Annotated in this window: 16 protein-coding genes; 2 read left to right on the plus strand and 14 right to left on the minus strand. The window is 38.1% G+C overall.

The window, feature by feature from the left end:
* Window position 1 precedes the first annotated feature (1 nt).
* From GUU89_RS09965 to GUU89_RS10020, 12 genes are all read right to left on the minus strand, one after another.
* Window positions 2–1,297, minus strand: a complete 1,296-nt coding sequence (locus tag GUU89_RS09965) for a PAS domain-containing sensor histidine kinase (protein WP_162127771.1) — start codon at window positions 1,295–1,297, stop codon at window positions 2–4.
* A 222-nt stretch (window positions 1,298–1,519) separates the two neighbouring features.
* Window positions 1,520–3,310 carry an acyl-CoA dehydrogenase family protein gene (locus GUU89_RS09970; RefSeq protein WP_162127772.1) on the minus strand — a complete coding sequence of 597 codons (1,791 nt, stop codon included), beginning with the start codon at window positions 3,308–3,310 and terminating at the stop codon, window positions 1,520–1,522.
* A gap of 27 nt (window positions 3,311–3,337) precedes the next feature.
* Entirely contained in the window at window positions 3,338–4,519 is a 1,182-nt protein-coding gene (locus GUU89_RS09975) for an acetyl-CoA C-acyltransferase (RefSeq protein WP_162127773.1), read from the minus strand.
* Between the two features lie 4 nt (window positions 4,520–4,523).
* Window positions 4,524–6,914 carry a 3-hydroxyacyl-CoA dehydrogenase/enoyl-CoA hydratase family protein gene (locus GUU89_RS09980; protein ID WP_162127774.1) on the minus strand — a complete coding sequence of 797 codons (2,391 nt, stop codon included), beginning with the start codon at window positions 6,912–6,914 and terminating at the stop codon, window positions 4,524–4,526.
* Between the two features lie 73 nt (window positions 6,915–6,987).
* On the minus strand, window positions 6,988–7,419 hold the full coding sequence (locus tag GUU89_RS09985; protein ID WP_162127775.1) for a MarR family winged helix-turn-helix transcriptional regulator: 432 nt from the start codon (window positions 7,417–7,419) through the stop codon (window positions 6,988–6,990).
* Between the two features lie 121 nt (window positions 7,420–7,540).
* Window positions 7,541–7,693: a lmo0937 family membrane protein gene (locus GUU89_RS09990; RefSeq protein WP_162127776.1), complete on the minus strand. Its 153-nt coding sequence runs from the start codon at window positions 7,691–7,693 to the stop codon at window positions 7,541–7,543.
* 102 nt (window positions 7,694–7,795) lie between these two features.
* A complete protein-coding gene (locus GUU89_RS09995) occupies window positions 7,796–8,212 on the minus strand; it encodes a low affinity iron permease family protein (RefSeq protein ID WP_162127777.1) in 417 nt (138 codons plus the stop codon).
* A 296-nt stretch (window positions 8,213–8,508) separates the two neighbouring features.
* Window positions 8,509–9,279: a DUF4382 domain-containing protein gene (locus GUU89_RS10000; RefSeq protein WP_162127778.1), complete on the minus strand. Its 771-nt coding sequence runs from the start codon at window positions 9,277–9,279 to the stop codon at window positions 8,509–8,511.
* Between the two features lie 102 nt (window positions 9,280–9,381).
* Window positions 9,382–9,702 carry a hypothetical protein gene (locus GUU89_RS10005; protein ID WP_162127779.1) on the minus strand — a complete coding sequence of 107 codons (321 nt, stop codon included), beginning with the start codon at window positions 9,700–9,702 and terminating at the stop codon, window positions 9,382–9,384.
* A 322-nt stretch (window positions 9,703–10,024) separates the two neighbouring features.
* On the minus strand, window positions 10,025–10,420 hold the full coding sequence (locus GUU89_RS10010) for a hypothetical protein (RefSeq protein WP_162127780.1): 396 nt from the start codon (window positions 10,418–10,420) through the stop codon (window positions 10,025–10,027).
* Between the two features lie 111 nt (window positions 10,421–10,531).
* Window positions 10,532–11,602, minus strand: coding sequence for a proline iminopeptidase-family hydrolase (locus tag GUU89_RS10015; protein WP_162127781.1), 1,071 nt, complete (start codon window positions 11,600–11,602; stop codon window positions 10,532–10,534).
* Window positions 11,603–11,620: 18 nt separating this feature from the next.
* Window positions 11,621–13,393, minus strand: a complete 1,773-nt coding sequence (locus tag GUU89_RS10020; protein ID WP_162127782.1) for an AMP-dependent synthetase/ligase — start codon at window positions 13,391–13,393, stop codon at window positions 11,621–11,623.
* Window positions 13,394–13,510: 117 nt separating this feature from the next.
* On the opposite strand from GUU89_RS10020, the gene GUU89_RS10025 reads away from it, so the two are divergent.
* Window positions 13,511–15,436 (plus strand): LTA synthase family protein, encoded by a 1,926-nt coding sequence (locus GUU89_RS10025; protein WP_162127783.1) that lies wholly within the window; start codon window positions 13,511–13,513, stop codon window positions 15,434–15,436.
* A 5-nt stretch (window positions 15,437–15,441) separates the two neighbouring features.
* Window positions 15,442–16,035 (plus strand): dual specificity protein phosphatase family protein, encoded by a 594-nt coding sequence (locus tag GUU89_RS10030; protein ID WP_162127784.1) that lies wholly within the window; start codon window positions 15,442–15,444, stop codon window positions 16,033–16,035.
* 54 nt (window positions 16,036–16,089) lie between these two features.
* Here GUU89_RS10030 and GUU89_RS10035 read toward each other — a convergent pair whose 3' ends face one another.
* A complete protein-coding gene (locus GUU89_RS10035) occupies window positions 16,090–16,482 on the minus strand; it encodes an SRPBCC family protein (protein WP_162127785.1) in 393 nt (130 codons plus the stop codon).
* Between the two features lie 49 nt (window positions 16,483–16,531).
* A complete protein-coding gene (gene pyrE, locus GUU89_RS10040) occupies window positions 16,532–17,173 on the minus strand; it encodes an orotate phosphoribosyltransferase (RefSeq protein WP_162127786.1) in 642 nt (213 codons plus the stop codon).
* Window positions 17,174–17,176 lie beyond the last annotated feature (3 nt).

The following is a 17,176-nucleotide window of genomic DNA, read 5'->3' on the forward strand; positions in this document are numbered from 1 at the left end:
TTTACCGAGAGTATAATACTGTTATTTGTTTTTTTGATTCAATTTTTAAGATAAGATCTCTTTCAGGGGATTTGTATTTTAAAGCATTGCTAACCAGATTGGTTAGTATACTGTTGATATAACGTTGAGGATAAAAAACATAAGGGGCTTCATCAAAATTGAAGGTAATAGCCGCTTTACAGGAATTAATTTGTGTAGCAAACCCTATTAAGATTTTATTTAGGTTGTCTTTTAAATTAATTTTAGTTGATTCTACATCAAGATCTTGCCGAACTTGAAGTGATTCTACCAGTTCATCAAATATACCGTTCAGATGATTGACAACCGGTTTTATTTTGGCCAATACTTCACTTTTTTCTTGCTCATCGTCACTTTCTTCCACATAATCAAGCAGCATAGAAATATTGACTAATGGAGCTCTAAGATTGTGAGAAACAATGTTGCAAAAATCTACCAATTGTTTGTTTTGATGTTCCGCATTGATTAGCATTTTGGCTATTTTTTCCTCTCCCTTTTTGCGTTCTGTTATATCAGAGCGGATGGCTACATATTGATATGGTTTTCCGTTTTCATTCAAAAACGGAACTATAGTGGTGTCAACCCAGTAATAGGTACCATCTTTTGCCTTGTTTTTTAATTCTCCTTTCCATACTTTTCCTTTAGCAATAGTGGTCCATAGAGTTTTAATAAATTCTTTGGGATGATAACTGGAATTGATAATGCGATGGTCATGTCCTAACAACTCTGCTCTAGAATATTTTGATATTTTACAAAAATTATCATTTACATGGGTAATAATCCCCTTTTGATTAGTAATAGCTACGATTGAAGATTCATCTAGAGCATATTTATAATCGGATATTTCTTTTAATCTTTTTAGTAATTCTTCTTCACCATTTTTTCTTTCGGTTATATCGGAGCGTATGGCAACATATTGATAAGGCTTTCCTTGTTCATTCAAAAAAGGGACAATAGTGGTATCTACCCAATACGGTGTACCGTCTTTAGCTCTGTTTTTTAATTCACCTTTCCAAACTTTTCCCTGAGCAATTGTTCTCCAAAGTTCCTGAATAAATTTCTTGGTATGATAGCCCGAATTGATGATACGGTGATCCTGACCTAAAAGTTCTTTACGCGTATACTTTGAGATTTTACAAAAATTGTCATTAACATGGGTTATGGTTCCTTTTTGATCTGTAATGGCTAGAATTGAAGATTCGTCCAGAGCATATTTGTAATCGGAGATTTCTTTAATTTTTTTTAAGAGCTCCAGTTCTTCCATTTCCTTTGATGTCATACTTGTCCTATATAGTTTTAACTAAATTTTATTTATCAACTAACTATCGGGGGTAAGATAGAGGAGGTATTTATATCAAATGTAGAAAAATGTTTTTTATAAGAAGGTGTTAAAACTGTTAAAGTTTTAACAGTTCTTTAACTTTATAAAGATTTGTTATTGTAAAAAAAAAACCATCCATGATTTATGAATGGTTTTTCAACAATTAAAATAACTAAAAATTTAGAAGCAATAACTATTTTTCGCTACCAGTTTAGTGGTAATCGTTTCTCTTAAACCTACTATATTAGGCATATTAGTATATTTGGTAAAACGACGCAATCCCATTAACATCATGCGTTGTTCGTCGCCTTCGGCAAAAGAGATAATACTTTCCTTTCCTTTTAATGTCACTACATCTACCGCTTTGTATAAGTATAGTTTAGCCATGGCAATTTGTTCTTGTACTTTGTCTTGCCCTTCTTTTTTGGCTAATTTTTCAGTTCTTAAAAGGGTACTTTCCGCAATGTAAATTTCTATCAGCATATCGGCAGCAGCCATTAATAGCTGTTGGTGTGCATCTAAATCCATTCCGAATTTTTGAACAGCAGCACCGGCTACCATAAGGAACGCTTTTTTCAATTTAGCGATCATTTCTTTTTCTTCTGAAAATAATTCTGAATAATCAGGAGTGTCAAAAGATGGAATTCCCATCAGTTCTTCCTGAACTTTCATGGCCGGACCTAACAAATCAACATGCCCTTTCATGGCTTTTTTAATCAGCATTCCTACCGATAACATTCTATTGATTTCGTTTGTTCCTTCGTAAATTCTAGCAATTCGGGCGTCACGCCAAGCGCTTTCCATAGGAGTATCTTCCGAAAATCCCATTCCGCCATAAATTTGAATGCCTTCATCGGCACAGTCTTGAACGTCTTCGGAAACGGCTACTTTTAGAATAGAACATTCTATGGCAAATTCTTCCACGCCTTTTAATTCTGCTTCCTGATGCGTAGCTCCTTCTGCTTCGCGTAATTTTATACGGGTTTCAATGTCTTTGGCGGCTCTGTATGTTGCACTTTCTCCGGCATACGCAGAAGTAGCCATTTCAGCTAATTTATAACGGATAGCACCAAAATTAGCAATCGGTGTATTGAATTGTATTCTTTCATTGGCATAATGAACTGCATTGGTGGTCACTCGACGTTGGGCATCCAAACAAGCCGCGGCTAATTTGATTCGTCCCACATTCAAGGCATTCATAGCAATTTTGAATCCTTCACCACGTCCCGCTAACATGTTTTCAACCGGAACTTTAGTGTCGGCAAAGAAAACCTGACGGGTAGACGAGGCACGAATCCCTAATTTGTGTTCTTCTTCATTCATGGTGATACCATTACTCGGATCATTTTCTACAATGAATCCGGTAATATTTTTATCATCTTCTATTCGGGCAAATACTATAAAAAGCGAGCAAAACCCGGCATTGGATATCCACATTTTACCTCCGGTGATTTTATAATATTTTCCGTCTTCTGATAAAACAGCCTTAGTTTTTCCCGAGTTGGCATCAGAGCCAGCGCCCGGTTCGGTCAAACAATAAGCCCCAAACCATTCGCCGGAAGCTAATTTGGGTACGTATTTTTGTTTTTGCTCTTCGGTTCCGTAAAGTGTAATAGGCATAGTTCCGATTCCGGTATGCGCCCCAAAAGCAGTAGAAAACGAGCCGGTTGCGCCCGAAATATAATCGCAGACCAAGCAAGTGTCAACGAATCCCATTCCCATACCGCCATAAGCTTCGGGAACGGCTACACTAAGGAAGCCCATTTCTCCGGCTTTCTTCATACACTCTTCAGTGAATGCATAGTCTTTGCTTTCGAAGCGATTTTTATTAGGCCATATTTCTTTGTCTACGAATTCTTTAACCGAATCGCGCATCATGATTTGTTCTTCTGAGAAATCTTCCGGAGTGAAGATGTCTTCGCACTTAGTTTCTTTTACGAGGAATTGTCCTCCTCTGGTGATATCGCTCATGGCTTTATTTTTTTTATAGTTGGTTGATTATATTAATTCGTATACTCCTGCCGCTCCTTGTCCGGTTCCGACGCACATGGATACTATGCCGTATTTGTCGCCGCGTCTTTTCATTTCGTCAAATAATTGGACCGATAATTTAGCTCCGGTGCAACCTAGTGGATGTCCTAAAGCAATCGCACCGCCATTAACATTAATAATGTCAGGATTGATTCCTAATTCACGTGTTACTGCTAAAGCTTGTGAAGCAAAAGCTTCGTTTAATTCGATAAGGTTGATGCCATTTAATTTTAAACCGGCTTGTGCTAAGGCTTTCGGAATGGCTTTCACAGGACCTATACCCATGATTCTAGGTTCAACCCCGGCAGCGGCATAGCTCACCATTCGGGCGATAGGGGTGAGATTTAATTCTTTTACCATGGCCTCGCTCATCACTAAAACAAAAGCGGCACCGTCACTCATTTGGGATGAATTTCCGGCAGTCACACTTCCTCCGGCCGCAAAGACAGGTTTTAATCCTGCCAAAGCTTCTGTAGAAGTTCCGGCTCTCGGCCCTTCGTCTTTGGAAACAACATATGATTTGGTTTCTTTTTTCCCGTTTTCATTAATAAAAGTTTGTTCAATAGTAATCGGAACGATTTGTTTGTCAAACTTTCCGTCGGCTTGCGCTTGTAATGCTTTTTTATGCGAATTGAAGGCAAATTCATCTTGGTCTTCACGGGATACATTAAATTGTTTGGCCACAGCTTCTGCGGTTAATCCCATGCCCCAATAATAATCTTCGTGACCTTCTGCCGCCACACCATAATCAGGTGTTGGTTTATAGCCACCCATCGGAATGAATGACATGCTTTCGGCTCCACCGGCAATGATACAATCGGCCATACCACTTTGAATTTTAGCTGTGGCCATAGCGATGGTTTCCAATCCGGAAGCGCAATAACGATTCACCGTTACCCCGGGAACATCGGTCACTTTTAATCCCATTAACGAGATTAAACGGGCCACATTTAATCCTTGTTCGGCTTCAGGCATGGCATTGCCTACCATCACGTCATCGATGCGGGTTTTATCAAAATCAGGCAGTTCATTCATCATAAACTGTATGGTTTCGGCGGCCAGCTCATCGGGTCTTTTGAAACGATAAACTCCTTTGGGCGCTTTGCCCACGGCAGTTCGGTATGCTTTTACTATATAGGCTGTTTTCATAATTTTAGTTTCTTAAAGGTTTCCCTTTGGTTAACATAAATTGGATGCGCTCCAATGTTTTTCTTTCGGTACAAAGTGATAAAAAGGCTTCTCTTTCGATGTCCAATAAATACTGTTCACTTACCAATGTAGGTTCGGATAAATCGCCACCCGCCATTACATAGGCCAGTTTGTTGGCAATTTTTTGATCGTGTTCCGAAATGTATTGACCGGCCACCATTTGGTCAGTACCCACTAAGAACATACCCAAAGCTTGCTTACCCAGTACTTTAACATCAGTTCTGCGAATAGGTTGGGTGTAGCCTTGTTCGGCCATTTGTAGCGCGACTTGTTTGGCTACTGCAATTTGTCGGTCTTTGTTAACCACAACTATATCTTTCCCTTTTTGCAATACTCCGGTATCAAAAGCTTCATAAGCAGAAGTAGAAACTTTTGCCATGGCTACAGCCAGAAAATATTCTTGCAATACATTTAATTCAACGTCATTTTTATGGAATAAATCGGAAGCGCGGAGAGCCATTTCTTTGGAACCACCACCACCCGGAATTACACCTACACCAAATTCTACTAAGCCAATATAACTCTCAGCAGCGGCTACAACTCGATCGGCGTGAAGCGTCATTTCACAACCACCACCTAATGTCATTCCATGAGGAGCAACAATGACCGGAATAGCCGAATAGCGTACCCGCATCATAGTATCCTGGAACATTTTGATAGCCATGTTTAATTCGTCATATTCTTGTTCGACCGCCATCATGAAAATCATACCAATATTGGCACCGACTGAAAAATTAGCCCCTTGATTTCCAATAACTAAACCGTTGTATTCTCTTTCGGCTAAGTCGATGGCTTTGTTGATTCCGGCCAAAACATCACCACCAATGGTATTCATTTTGGATTGGAATTCTAAGTTTAAAATGCCATCACCTAAGTCGTGGAGTACCGTTCCGCTGTTGCTCCAAACTTTTTTGCTTTCGCGAATATTATTCAGAATGATAAAACTGTCTTGTCCCGGAACTTTGGTTTGTGATTTGGTTTGAATGTTATAATAGTAAGTAGCTCCTTCTTTCACAGTATAGAAACTGGTACTTCCCGAAGCGAACATTTCGTTTACCCAAGCTGCCGGTTGATATCCTTCGGCCTGCATTAATTCGATTCCTTTGGCCACGCCGATAGCGTCCCAAATTTCGAACGGACCATTTTCCCAACCGAAGCCGGCTTTCATGGCGTCATCAATTTTGTAGAAGTCGTCAGTGATTTCAGGAACACGATTAGAGCAATAGGCAAACATGGCTGAGAAATTCTTTCTGTAAAAATCACCGGCTTTGTCTTTTCCTTTGACTAAAATTTTGAAACGATCAATAGGTTTGTCGATGGTTTTGGTTAACTCTAGTGTAGCGAAAGACGCTTTCTTAGCCGGACGGTATTCCAACGTATTTAAGTCTAAAGACAAAATATCTTTATCTACTTTTTTATAGAAGCCCTGACCGGTTTTGCTGCCGAGCCATTTATTTTCGAGCATTTTGGTTATGAAATCCGGTAACTTGAATAAGTTATGCGCCTCATCATTTGGGCAACCTTCATACAAACCATTGGCAACGTGTACCAAAGTGTCTAAACCAACGACATCTACCGTTCTGAATGTAGCCGATTTTGGGCGACCTATTACCGGACCGGTAAGTTTATCTACTTCTTCAATGGTTAAGTCCATTTCTTTTACCAAATGGAATAAACTTTGAATGCCGAAAATACCAATACGGTTGCCGATGAACGCCGGCGTGTCTTTAGCAACGACTGAGGTTTTACCTAAATATTTTGAACCATAATCAAATAAAAAATCTAATACTTCGGCCGCTGTTTGGGGACCAGGAATGATTTCAAACAACTTTAGGTAACGGGCAGGATTGAAGAAATGAGTCCCACAAAAATGTTTTTGGAAATCATCGCTTCTTCCTTCGCTCATAAATTTTATTGGAATACCCGAAGTATTAGAAGTAACCAATGAACCGGGTTTACGGTATTGATCTATTTGTTCAAAGACTAATTTTTTAATATCTAAACGTTCTACTACGACTTCAATAATCCAATCGTAATTGGCTATTTTGGCCATGTCATCCGTAGTATTTCCTGTGGTAATTCTGCTGGCAAATTTTTGACTGTAAATAGGAGAGGGGTTTGATTTCAGCGCATTGGCAAGGTGGTCATTAACGATGCGGTTGCGAACGATTTTACTTTCGAGAGTGAGCCCTTTTTTTTCTTCGGCTTCCGTCAGTGCATTGGGCACAATGTCTAAAAGCAAAACTTCTGCCCCAATGTTAGCAAAATGACACGCAATCCCTGAACCCATGATTCCTGAACCTACGACAGCCACTTTTTTGATTATTCGTTTCATATGTTGTTTTTTAAAGTGAAAAGAGGATTGACTTATTTGTTACAGTTTGGTCAGTATCTTTTCTCAGTTTTTTTTAAAATATCTTTTTCTCCGAAATTAATTCGTTGATGATTTCGGCTACTTCGATGAAGTGTTGGAGTTTTTCATCAGGAACATTTTGTTTGATGATTTCATTAAATTTGATTACTGTTGTTTTAGAGAGTTCTCTTTTTTCCTTGCCTAAATCGGTTAAGTAAATTAAAACACCGCGACCGTCATCAGGGTTTTTCTTTCTTAGGATTAACCCTTTTTCTTCTAAAGTTTTTAAGGTTCGGGTTAAGCTGGTTGGTTCCATTCCCATGCGATTGCTAATAGCCGTGGATGGGGTGCCGTCTTCTTTGTCGATACTGAGCAAAGAAAAACCGATGGCCATCGAACCTTCAAATTTAGAAGCTTCTTCGTTGTACATTCGGGCAACGGCTTGCCAGGTAGCACGGAGTATATAATCAATTGTTTTATCTTTCATACCTAATGAATAAGAAAACCAAAGATACAAAATAAATATTATGCACGCATAATAAATTTAAATTTTTTTATAAAAAAAACGCCTCTGTTAGGAGACGTTTTGCATTTGATGGATTTGTTGATTATAGTTTCTTTCCTTGAATCAATCGGAGTATGATAGCTATAATGGCTATTATCAATAAAATGTGGATAAGTTGACCTGCGCTGTAGGCAAAATAGCCAATGGCCCATAAAATAATTAGTATTACGGCAATAGTATAAAGTAAGTTGTTCATAGCATATTTTTTTAGTGGTTACTGAATTAATTTAACGTCAACTAAAGGTACATTTTTGTACACTATTCTTTCTTACATAATTAAAAATAGGAATTATACGATTCACACTTTCCTTTCGCTTAAATCAATATCATGATTTTCAACACTACCATTAATTGGCTCAGATTCAATATATTCTTTAGAAAGCTTTCTTATTTCGTGTTCTGTCTTTTCTGAGTCGTCTATAACAGCATTGTTGGCCGTTTCGTGGGAGGAAATTAATTCGTTCATTTTTAAATGTACAAGGGCTGAATATCGATTGAATGATTTTTGGATGATAAATAAACTCAGGAAGGTAGTACCAAAAATAAAGTCGCCAATATTTTCATGCCAATCGTTTGTTTTAAATAAACCGGTTGTCCACCAAAAAAGAACCAAGAACAATGCTAAGAGGAACGTAATTGAATTTCCTAAAACTTTAGTGGCTATGGAAGACAGTTTTTCAAAATTTCGCTCAATATGGAGGTATGCTCTTTTCATAATATAAGGCACTATATAGTTTATAGATTAAAAAAAGCACCAGCGTATAGGTGCTTTTACCGCTTTTGTTTTTGAGGCAAACAGCGTTTCTTTTTTTGTCATGAACGTTTTTGAAAAGAAAAGAGATTGTTCAGTAATAGTTGGCAGCTAATTTTATAATCCGGATATAACTAGTTTAATCTTTGAGGACAATACATTCAGCTATACCCCACTTTTACTCTTAGTACCCATTATATCTGACAATCTCTTTTCAACATTCAAGAACAAAAATTATTATCGTATGAGTTTGTTAAACTCTAAAAAGTGACTAAACCAATATCGGTGCTAACCCCGGCTTGTACTACAACATTGGTTTGTACTACCGGTAGTAAAGGTAATAGCGGTGTTATGGTAACAGTATAAGTTCCGGGAGGTAAACCGGTAATTTTGAAATCACCGTTAGCATCTACATTCGAGGTATACTCAATATTAGCAGTTGACGTAGCGCTCACCATGGCTAAAGTACCGACCGGGGTAATATTTCCTTCAATGTTTCCGGTGATTGCTGTAACCACAGTTCTCAATACCGGTTTTAGTTTATAGGTACCGTTTCCGGTTTGTATCACAGAGGTGTTAGCATCAAAATCAATAAGTATACTGTTGTCAACATCAGCTTCTAAGGTTTGGTTTACCAATAATTTCAGCCCTGATTGTTCAGCACTGGGAGTGCTAAGCGGATAACTAACCCCGTCAAGAACTACCGTGTTGTTGGAACCTAAAATCAATCTTATCTGACTTACTTCGGCACTGCTTAATGTACTGGAAGCAATTAGGGTATCGACACCGTTTGTGAAATCTAATAAATTATAAATTCCGGCATTCGTATTGAGCGTTACGGCTTGCCCGTTAGTGCCAATAACTTGAACACTTTGTATATCTACATTTACTTCACTGTAAGGTCCCGGAGCATCAGTCATACGAACTTTATAGGTGTAATTTCCTGAAGAGGAGCTGTCATCGCTACTACAAGAATAGAATGTAATTGCGAATGCCGAAAAGGCTGCGAGCATTAAGACTATCTTTTTCATTTTTAAAGTATTTAAGTTGTTAAAGTATTACATTACAAAGTTCAAAAATCTTCAGCGTTACTTTGTTACAAAATATAGTTTGAAAGTTTCAAGATTCACATTTTATAAGATCAGAATCAACAATAAAATGATTATAATAATTGCCCCAACAGAAAGATAAACACCCCCACCGGAAGCTTTCATAGTGGCTTTGATTTCCTTAACTTCTTTGCGCAACGCTTTTCTCTCAGTTCTGGATAAATTGGATTTGTCCATCTCTTTGATTTCGTTTAAACGGTTAAGCAAAACTTCTGTTTTAGCATCTTCTGATGGTGAGTTGCTAATTTCTGTAGCTACCGGTGTTACGGCGCTGGCCAATGTTGGTGTTGTACAAGCCAATGTTAGTACCAAGGCACCAATTCTAAGTTTTGAAATTGTTTTCATAATTTATAATTTTAAGAGTTAATTAGATTCCCTTCTGCTTTTTTTGAGGTTAGAAAGAAGGATTTATTTGTAGGGATAAATGTCATAATATTTACAGGTATAGTTGTTATACAACTATTTGAATATGTTCTATTATTACCACTTTTGAACTTAATATTCAGATTGTTATACAAAAAGACCGTTTTCAAAGACAGTCTTATTACTATTATTATAATTATTGAGTACTAAACAAGTAGTAAGATGATTACTTTAGTACTCAAACAAATAACGCTCAAGAACTTAATCCCGAGCGTTTTTTCACTATGAAAATTGGTTATTGAGTTTATTTCATTTTTCCATTGACTACGGCCACGCAAGCCCCAACAACGGTAGCTAATACTAACGAAGCTACTATATCGATTCCCATTAGTTTATAATCAATAGCTTCCTTATACATATTCATAAAGAAAGTATTGCACAACCCCATGAATAGAGCAATACCCAGAGCCATTTTAATTCCGGGAACACAACTGGTTATTCCTTCACCACGTGAAAATACATAGGAAATTAAGAAACCAAAAGACATACAACCCAAGAAAATAAACATCATATTTTCCGCGCCGGCTCCTTCCGGTTTAGGAAAAGTGTCTTTAAGTAAAATGCCATAGATAAGCCATCCCATTAAGAAGTCTGCAATCCCACCGACAATTCCGCCGACGATAAAGTTTTTTACATTCATAATAACTGTTTTTATTGGTTAGTGCAATAAAAGTATTAAAATATTGAGAATGTAATAATTTAACAACTGTTTAATTGTTAACTATTTAAAAAATAGAATTGTTAATAACGTTTATCGCAATAAGTGACTTTTTGTGCCTTTAAATGTTCCGGCATCAACCTCTTTTAAGAAACGAATCACTCCTGGGAAATAATGTTCCTGATCATCGTATTGAGAGCAATGGCTGCCGTTAGGACAATATAAAAAGTTACCGTTTTGTACTTCATTCGAAATCCACTCCATGTGTTTTGGATCCATGGTATCATACTTGGCACCAATGACTAAGGTGGGAATGGTTAGTGTTTTTAATCTTGAAGTAATATCCCAATTTTTTAAAGTGGCATCTCCTGTAATACCAAACTCACTTGGGCCTTGCATGTATACGTATACATTCGGATTCAAATGCTTGAAAGCTCGAGTGATGGATTCCGGCCATTGGTCAACCGGTTTTCTTAAAATGTGTTCGGAATAGTAATACTTAAACAGCAGTTCGGTATACTTTGGATTGGTATACTCTTTATTCATTTCAAAGGTTTTGATTTGGTCAAATACGGCTTTGGGCAACATTGGTCCTAATACTTCCTCAGCATATTTGTTATAGGCCGGTGCACTTGCCATCATGTTAGCAATGACTAAGCCTTTTAAGTTTTTTTGGTATTTCAAAGCATATTCCATCGCCAAAATCCCTCCCCAGGATTGCCCCATCAAATAAAAATTGGTGTTATCCAAATGCAAAGCTTTACGAACCTGCTCCACTTCTTCCACAAAACGTTCGTTGGTCCAAAGCCGTTTGTCATCAGGCTGGTCGCTGTAATAGGAACCAAGCTGGTCATAATAAATGTATTCGATGCTTTCGTTAGGAAAAAAACCGTCAAAGCTTTCAAAAAATTCATGGGTACCGCCCGGACCGCCATGTAGTAAAAGCACTTTTATTTTGGGATTGTTGCCCACCCGTTTTGTCCAAACATTGAATTTACCGATGGGTGTGGTAATGGGAATCATCTTAATGCCTCCGGTGGCTTGGTCGTCCCTTTTGGAATAATCAAGATAATTGGCTTTGATGGAGTCCTCTTGCTTGTTTTCTTTGCAGCTCGAAAATAAAATGAATACTAACATGCTGCTGATTACTAGTTTTATTCTCATGGCTCAAAGGTTTATGGGTTAGTTGTATATTTTTTGATACAAATCTTTATAGAGTTCCATTACGGCTTTTCGTTTCAGTTTCATAGTAGGCGTGAGGTGGCCGCCATCAACTGACCAAACATCTGGGGTGAGTTCGATGCGTTTGATTTGTTCCCAATGCCCGAATTTTTTGTTGATTTCATTTACTTCCTGCTCAATACGTTCCTTAACTTTTGGGTTGGCACTGATTTCGGCATTCGTTTGACCAACATTCATTTTATGTAAAGCAGCCCATTCTTTTACAAAGGCAAAATTGGGTTGGATAAAAGCAGCCGGCATTTTTTCGCCATCACCTATGACCATGATTTGCTCAACAAAACGGGATTGCTTCATGGCATTTTCAAGTAGTTGAGGAGCAATGTACTTACCTCCCGAGGTTTTGAACATCTCTTTTTTACGGTCGGTAATTTTTAAGAATCCTTCGCTGTCAATTTCACCAATATCACCGGTATGAAAATAACCGTCAACGATAGCTTCATTGGTTAGTTTTTCATCTTTATAATAGCCCATCATCACATTAGGACCTTTGCACAGAATTTCGCCATCGGCAGCAATTTTTACTTCCACATTGTCAATGATACGCCCGACGGTTCCAATCTTAAAACCATGATTTCGCATATCATTTACAGCAATCACCGGTGAGGTTTCGGATAAGCCGTAGCCTTCCATGATATAAATTTCGGCCGCAGCAAAAATTCGCAGCAATCGAGGTTGCATGGCGGCACTTCCGTTAACAATCAAATCCAATCGTCCGCCTAAGCCTTCTTTCCATTTACTGAAAATCAATTTACGAGCTATTTTTAACTGCAGTTCATACCACCAGCCGTTGACACCATAAGGTTCGTAACGCTCTCCAACCTGAACCGCCCAAAAGAATAGTTTCTTTTTTAGTCCGGTAAGCTCTGAGCCTTTGGCAATAATTTTTTCATATACTTTTTCCGTTAATCGCGGTACTCCGGTCATTACGGTTGGTCTTACTTCCTTAACGTTGTCGCCAATCTTTTCTATTGATTCCCCAAAATAAACAGAGCAACTATAGAATTGATAAATGTAAGTTACCATGCGCTCATATATATGACAAATCGGTAAGAAACTCAACGCGATACTTTTGCCTTCATCAAACGGAATGCGATTGGCACTGTCCAGCACATTCGAAACGATATTGTTGTGTGACAACATTACACCCTTTGGTCTTCCGGTAGTACCCGATGTATAAATGATAGTGGCTAAATCGGAACCTTGAACTGCTTGTTTTCTTCCTTCTACTTCAGCTTGATTGCTTTCGTCTTTTCCCAATTCGAGCAAAGTGTTCCAATTGGTGCAGTTTTCTATGGCATTAAAGCAGTAAACTTCTTTAAGATAAGGAACTTTAGCCTTGATGCGGTTTACTTTTTGCAATACCTCTTCATCAGAAACGATGCAATATTTGACTTCACTGTGGTTGAGGATGTATTCGTAATCGTCTTCGGATATCGTTGGATAAATCGGTACGTTTTGCGCGCCAACTTGTAAAATTCCAATATCCATGATATGCCATTCGGTTCGGTTATTGGAAGAAATGACGGCAATCTTGTCATTCTTTTGAACGCCCAATCGCACTAAAGCTCTCGAAATAGTGTTGGCTTTGTTAATGTACTCCTGAGTAGAAGTTTTGACCCAAACGCCATCGTGTTTTGTGACCAAACAACCTTCGAGATTGTTTTTGGAAAGTTGGTGGTAAGGAAAGTCAAAAAGACGGGTAATTGGAGCCATGGCGTAAATTTTAATGCAAATTAAATAATATTCGTTGCATTCACAATTATTACCACAAAATATAAAAAACATATTCCCGAAATATGTAGTTTTGCAGCTGTAATTTTTAGAAGCAGTATGAAAAAATTCCCTAGGTTTTCGGAGTATAAAATTTTGGCCATCAGGATTTTATTAGTCTATGTTTTCTATTTTATTGCCCGGATACTGTTTTTTGTTTACAACCAAAATTTAATCAAAGTTGACGGCGTTTATGATTTCCTGAGATTGTGTTACCACGGATTGGTTTTTGATACCACAACCATACTCTACATCAACGGATTGTTCATCCTGCTTTCTGTGCTGCCGTTGGTTTCGAATACTAAAAAGAAATTCCAAAAGTTTTTGTTTTGGCTTTATTTTGCGACCAATTTATTGGCGTATGCGACCAATTTTATTGATTTTATCTACTACCGCTATTCCTTCAACCGAAGCACGCGAGCCTCGTTAGATACGTTACAAAATGAAAGCAATAAATCATTATTGTTCTTGAATTTCTTGCAAAATTACTGGCATGTGTTCTTGTTGTTTTTTGTATTGAGTTACATTTGGATTTTGTTGTATAAGAAAACAAAAATCCACCCGGTAAAAGAACAAACTAACTTTAAATACTTCGCTTTTTCGATTGCCAATTTCTTATTGATAGTAACGCTTTGCATTGGCGGTATTCGCGGTGATTTCAAAAAAAGTACACGACCGATTAATATTTTGGATGCCAGCCGTTATGTGACTAATTCGTCTCAGGCAGACTTAGTATTGAATACACCTTTTGCCATTATCCGAACTTGGAATACCAATTCGTTTAAAAAAGAAAATTACATGCCTAAAGCGGAAGTGGATAAGTTGTTGATTCCGATAAAGCAATACAAAAACAATCCGCAGACTAAGCCGAATGTAGTGATTTTTATTCTGGAAAGTTTTGGACGCGAGTATAGTGGTGTGTTTAACAAAGGAACCAAAATTCCGGACTATGAAGGCTACACACCGTTTGTGGATTCGTTGGCGCAACACAGTTTAATTTTTACCAATGGCTATGCTAACGGATGGAAATCGATACACGGGGTTTCCTCAATTATTGCCGGAATTCCATCGTTTAAAGATGCCTTTACCTCTTCGCCTTATCCCAAACAAAAAATAGAATCACTGGTTTCAACTTTAAAAAGTGAAGGCTATGATACTTCCTTTTTTCACGGGGCTCCTAATGGTTCGATGGGTTTCTTAGGGTTTGGAAACATTTTGGGTTACGACCATTATTACGGTAAAACCGAATATAATAACGATGCTGATTTTGACGGCGTTTGGGGCATTTGGGACGAACCGTTCTTTCAGTATTTCAATAAAACATTGACGGAAAAGAAACAGCCGTTTATGGCTACTTTGTTTTCGGTTTCTTCGCATGAACCTTATAAAGTACCGGCCAAATATGCAGGGAAGTTCCCGAAAGGAAAAGTAAATATCAACGAGTGTATCGGCTATACCGATTATGCTTTAAAACGTTTTTTTAACGAAGCCAAAAAGCAATCGTGGTATAAAAACACTATTTTTGTATTGGTTGCCGATCACGGAAATACCGTGGCTTATGATGAATACTTGAAAGAGTTTAATCGCAATACGGTGCCGATTTTGTTCTTTTCACCGGATGAAAAATACAAAGGAGTGAATACCGATTGGGCACAGCAAATTGATATTTATCCGACACTGTTGGATATGATAGGCTATCCAAAACCATTCAGAAGTTGGGGCAGGAGTTTGATTAGCGACAAACAAGTACCTCCTTATGTGGTAAAGTATTCGCAGAATGTGTATCAGTTTATGGAAGGCAATTACATTTGCTGTTTTGACGGTAAAAATGTAGTTGGTTTTTATGCTAAAGAAGATAAAGGCATGGAGCATAATTTGATCCAGCATAAAACGCCGGAGATGGATGCGATTGCTCAGCGATGCAAGGCTTTTGTTCAGGATTACATGGAACGAATAATAGATAAACGTCTAACGACGGTAAAATAAAAAATATGAAAAAGAAAATTGGAATAGTGGTTTTAGTATTGGTGTTGATAGGTACCGGGAAATATTTGTATGACCGTCACATCAACCATAATTTTATGACCATTACTGAAGGTAAAGTATACAAGTCAGGGGTGATTCCACCGGATGAGATTGCCGATTATGTGAAAAAATACCATATCAAATCGATAGTGGATTTGCGTTTTCCGGGTACGGGAGATGATGTGAATAACCCTGAAATTCCCGCGGAGTTGACCGCAGAGAAAGAAGCGGTAGCTAAAATTCCGGGCGTGAATTATTTTAACAATGGTTCAGACCAAGTGCCGGAGCAAAAGAACTTGGATTCATTTTTTAAAATCATGGACAATCAGGACAATTATCCGGTATTGATTCACTGTTATCATGGAATTGGGCGTGCCCAAATCTACTCAGCCATTTACCGCATAGAATATGAAGGTTGGTCAAACGAAGACGCTCGTAATCATGCCGCTTTCCCGGTAATGTTTAGTTCGTTTGATGACGGGAAACCCAAAGGGGAATATTTAAAAAAGTATAAGACCCGCAAACAATTGGCCGAAGAAAAAGCCAAAGCCGCAAAATAATAAAACAAAAAAAGAGGAGCAACTGCTCCTCTTTTTTTATGGTTGTTATCAAACTTACAGTTTGTTCATGTTCTGTGCCAAGGTCTCAATAAACTTTGAGATTGGCCCTTTAATCATCATGGCCATCATCGGGTTGAATTCGCCTTCAAAGACCAATTGAACAGCAGTAGCCGTATCAGAAACGGCATCTAAATTAGCGGTTAACGTAAACGGCAATTTATCGCTGGCTGCGGCAAGATTTACTTTAGAGTGCGGTACCCCTTCTTTTAATCGTAATTTGATTTCGGGCATGCCTTTCAAACCGAAGTTGAAAATATCATCACCCAACACTTCAAATTTGGCAATATTCTCAGGCATTAATTTTTCAAAATTTTTGACATCTGACAGCGCGTTATAAAGATATTCGGCTGATTTATCTACAGTAACTTTAGGGCTTTCCAGGTTCATATTTTATGTAGTTATTTCGTAATTCGTAATTTACAATTCGTAATTCTTTTTAAACATTCCAAGTTGAGGGACTCTCACGCCATTCTTGCAAGGTTTTCAGTTCTTTTTCGGTGATATAATTTTTGGCAACAGCCAAAGCTAATAAATGATTGTAATCGGCCAGTGTATTTAACTCTATATTGGCATTTTTGAAATTTTCTACGGCCACATCAAAACCATACGTAAAGATAGCTACCATGCCTTTGACATGCGCTCCGGCTTCTTTTAAGGCTTCTACCGCCAGTAAACTACTAGTGCCGGTACTGATTAAATCTTCCACCACCACCACGTTTTGTCCTTTTTGCAAAAAGCCTTCCACTTGGTTTTGTCTGCCGTGTTTTTTCGGTTCCGGACGCACATAAACGAAGGGAAGTCCCATGTATTCCGCTACTAACATACCAATACCGATAGCTCCTGTAGCTACTCCGGCAATGACATCGGGCTTGCCGAATTCTTTTTCGATATGTTTGGAAAATTCTTCGCGAATAAAATTTCTTATCGGCGGGAAGGACAGTACCAGTCGGTTGTCACAGTAAATCGGAGAGTGCCAACCCGAAGCCCATGTAAAAGGATTTTTCGGATTCAATTTAATTGCATTTATTTGTAAAAGCAATTCGGCTGTTTTTTCGGCTGTGTCTTTATTAAAAATCATAGT

It is taken from the genome of Flavobacterium phycosphaerae (assembly GCF_010119235.1).
Taxonomy (GTDB): Bacteria; Bacteroidota; Bacteroidia; order Flavobacteriales; family Flavobacteriaceae; genus Flavobacterium; species Flavobacterium phycosphaerae.

What these genes read in the sequence shown, in the direction of transcription:
- GUU89_RS10005 (WP_162127779.1), bottom strand. Translation starts at nt 9,702, where the DNA reads ATGAAAACAATTTCAAAACTTAGAATTGGTGCCTTGGTACTAACATTG.
- GUU89_RS10035 (WP_162127785.1), bottom strand. Translation starts at nt 16,482, where the DNA reads ATGAACCTGGAAAGCCCTAAAGTTACTGTAGATAAATCAGCCGAATAT.
- GUU89_RS09965 (WP_162127771.1), bottom strand. Translation starts at nt 1,297, where the DNA reads ATGACATCAAAGGAAATGGAAGAACTGGAGCTCTTAAAAAAAATTAAA.
- pyrE (WP_162127786.1), bottom strand. Translation starts at nt 17,173, where the DNA reads ATGATTTTTAATAAAGACACAGCCGAAAAAACAGCCGAATTGCTTTTA.
- GUU89_RS09975 (WP_162127773.1), bottom strand. Translation starts at nt 4,519, where the DNA reads ATGAAAACAGCCTATATAGTAAAAGCATACCGAACTGCCGTGGGCAAA.
- GUU89_RS09985 (WP_162127775.1), bottom strand. Translation starts at nt 7,419, where the DNA reads ATGAAAGATAAAACAATTGATTATATACTCCGTGCTACCTGGCAAGCC.
- GUU89_RS09990 (WP_162127776.1), bottom strand. Translation starts at nt 7,693, where the DNA reads ATGAACAACTTACTTTATACTATTGCCGTAATACTAATTATTTTATGG.
- GUU89_RS10000 (WP_162127778.1), bottom strand. Translation starts at nt 9,279, where the DNA reads ATGAAAAAGATAGTCTTAATGCTCGCAGCCTTTTCGGCATTCGCAATT.
- GUU89_RS09980 (WP_162127774.1), bottom strand. Translation starts at nt 6,914, where the DNA reads ATGAAACGAATAATCAAAAAAGTGGCTGTCGTAGGTTCAGGAATCATG.
- GUU89_RS10030 (WP_162127784.1), top strand. Translation starts at nt 15,442, where the DNA reads ATGAAAAAGAAAATTGGAATAGTGGTTTTAGTATTGGTGTTGATAGGT.
- GUU89_RS10020 (WP_162127782.1), bottom strand. Translation starts at nt 13,393, where the DNA reads ATGGCTCCAATTACCCGTCTTTTTGACTTTCCTTACCACCAACTTTCC.
- GUU89_RS10015 (WP_162127781.1), bottom strand. Translation starts at nt 11,602, where the DNA reads ATGAGAATAAAACTAGTAATCAGCAGCATGTTAGTATTCATTTTATTT.
- GUU89_RS10025 (WP_162127783.1), top strand. Translation starts at nt 13,511, where the DNA reads ATGAAAAAATTCCCTAGGTTTTCGGAGTATAAAATTTTGGCCATCAGG.
- GUU89_RS10010 (WP_162127780.1), bottom strand. Translation starts at nt 10,420, where the DNA reads ATGAATGTAAAAAACTTTATCGTCGGCGGAATTGTCGGTGGGATTGCA.
- GUU89_RS09995 (WP_162127777.1), bottom strand. Translation starts at nt 8,212, where the DNA reads ATGAAAAGAGCATACCTCCATATTGAGCGAAATTTTGAAAAACTGTCT.
- GUU89_RS09970 (WP_162127772.1), bottom strand. Translation starts at nt 3,310, where the DNA reads ATGAGCGATATCACCAGAGGAGGACAATTCCTCGTAAAAGAAACTAAG.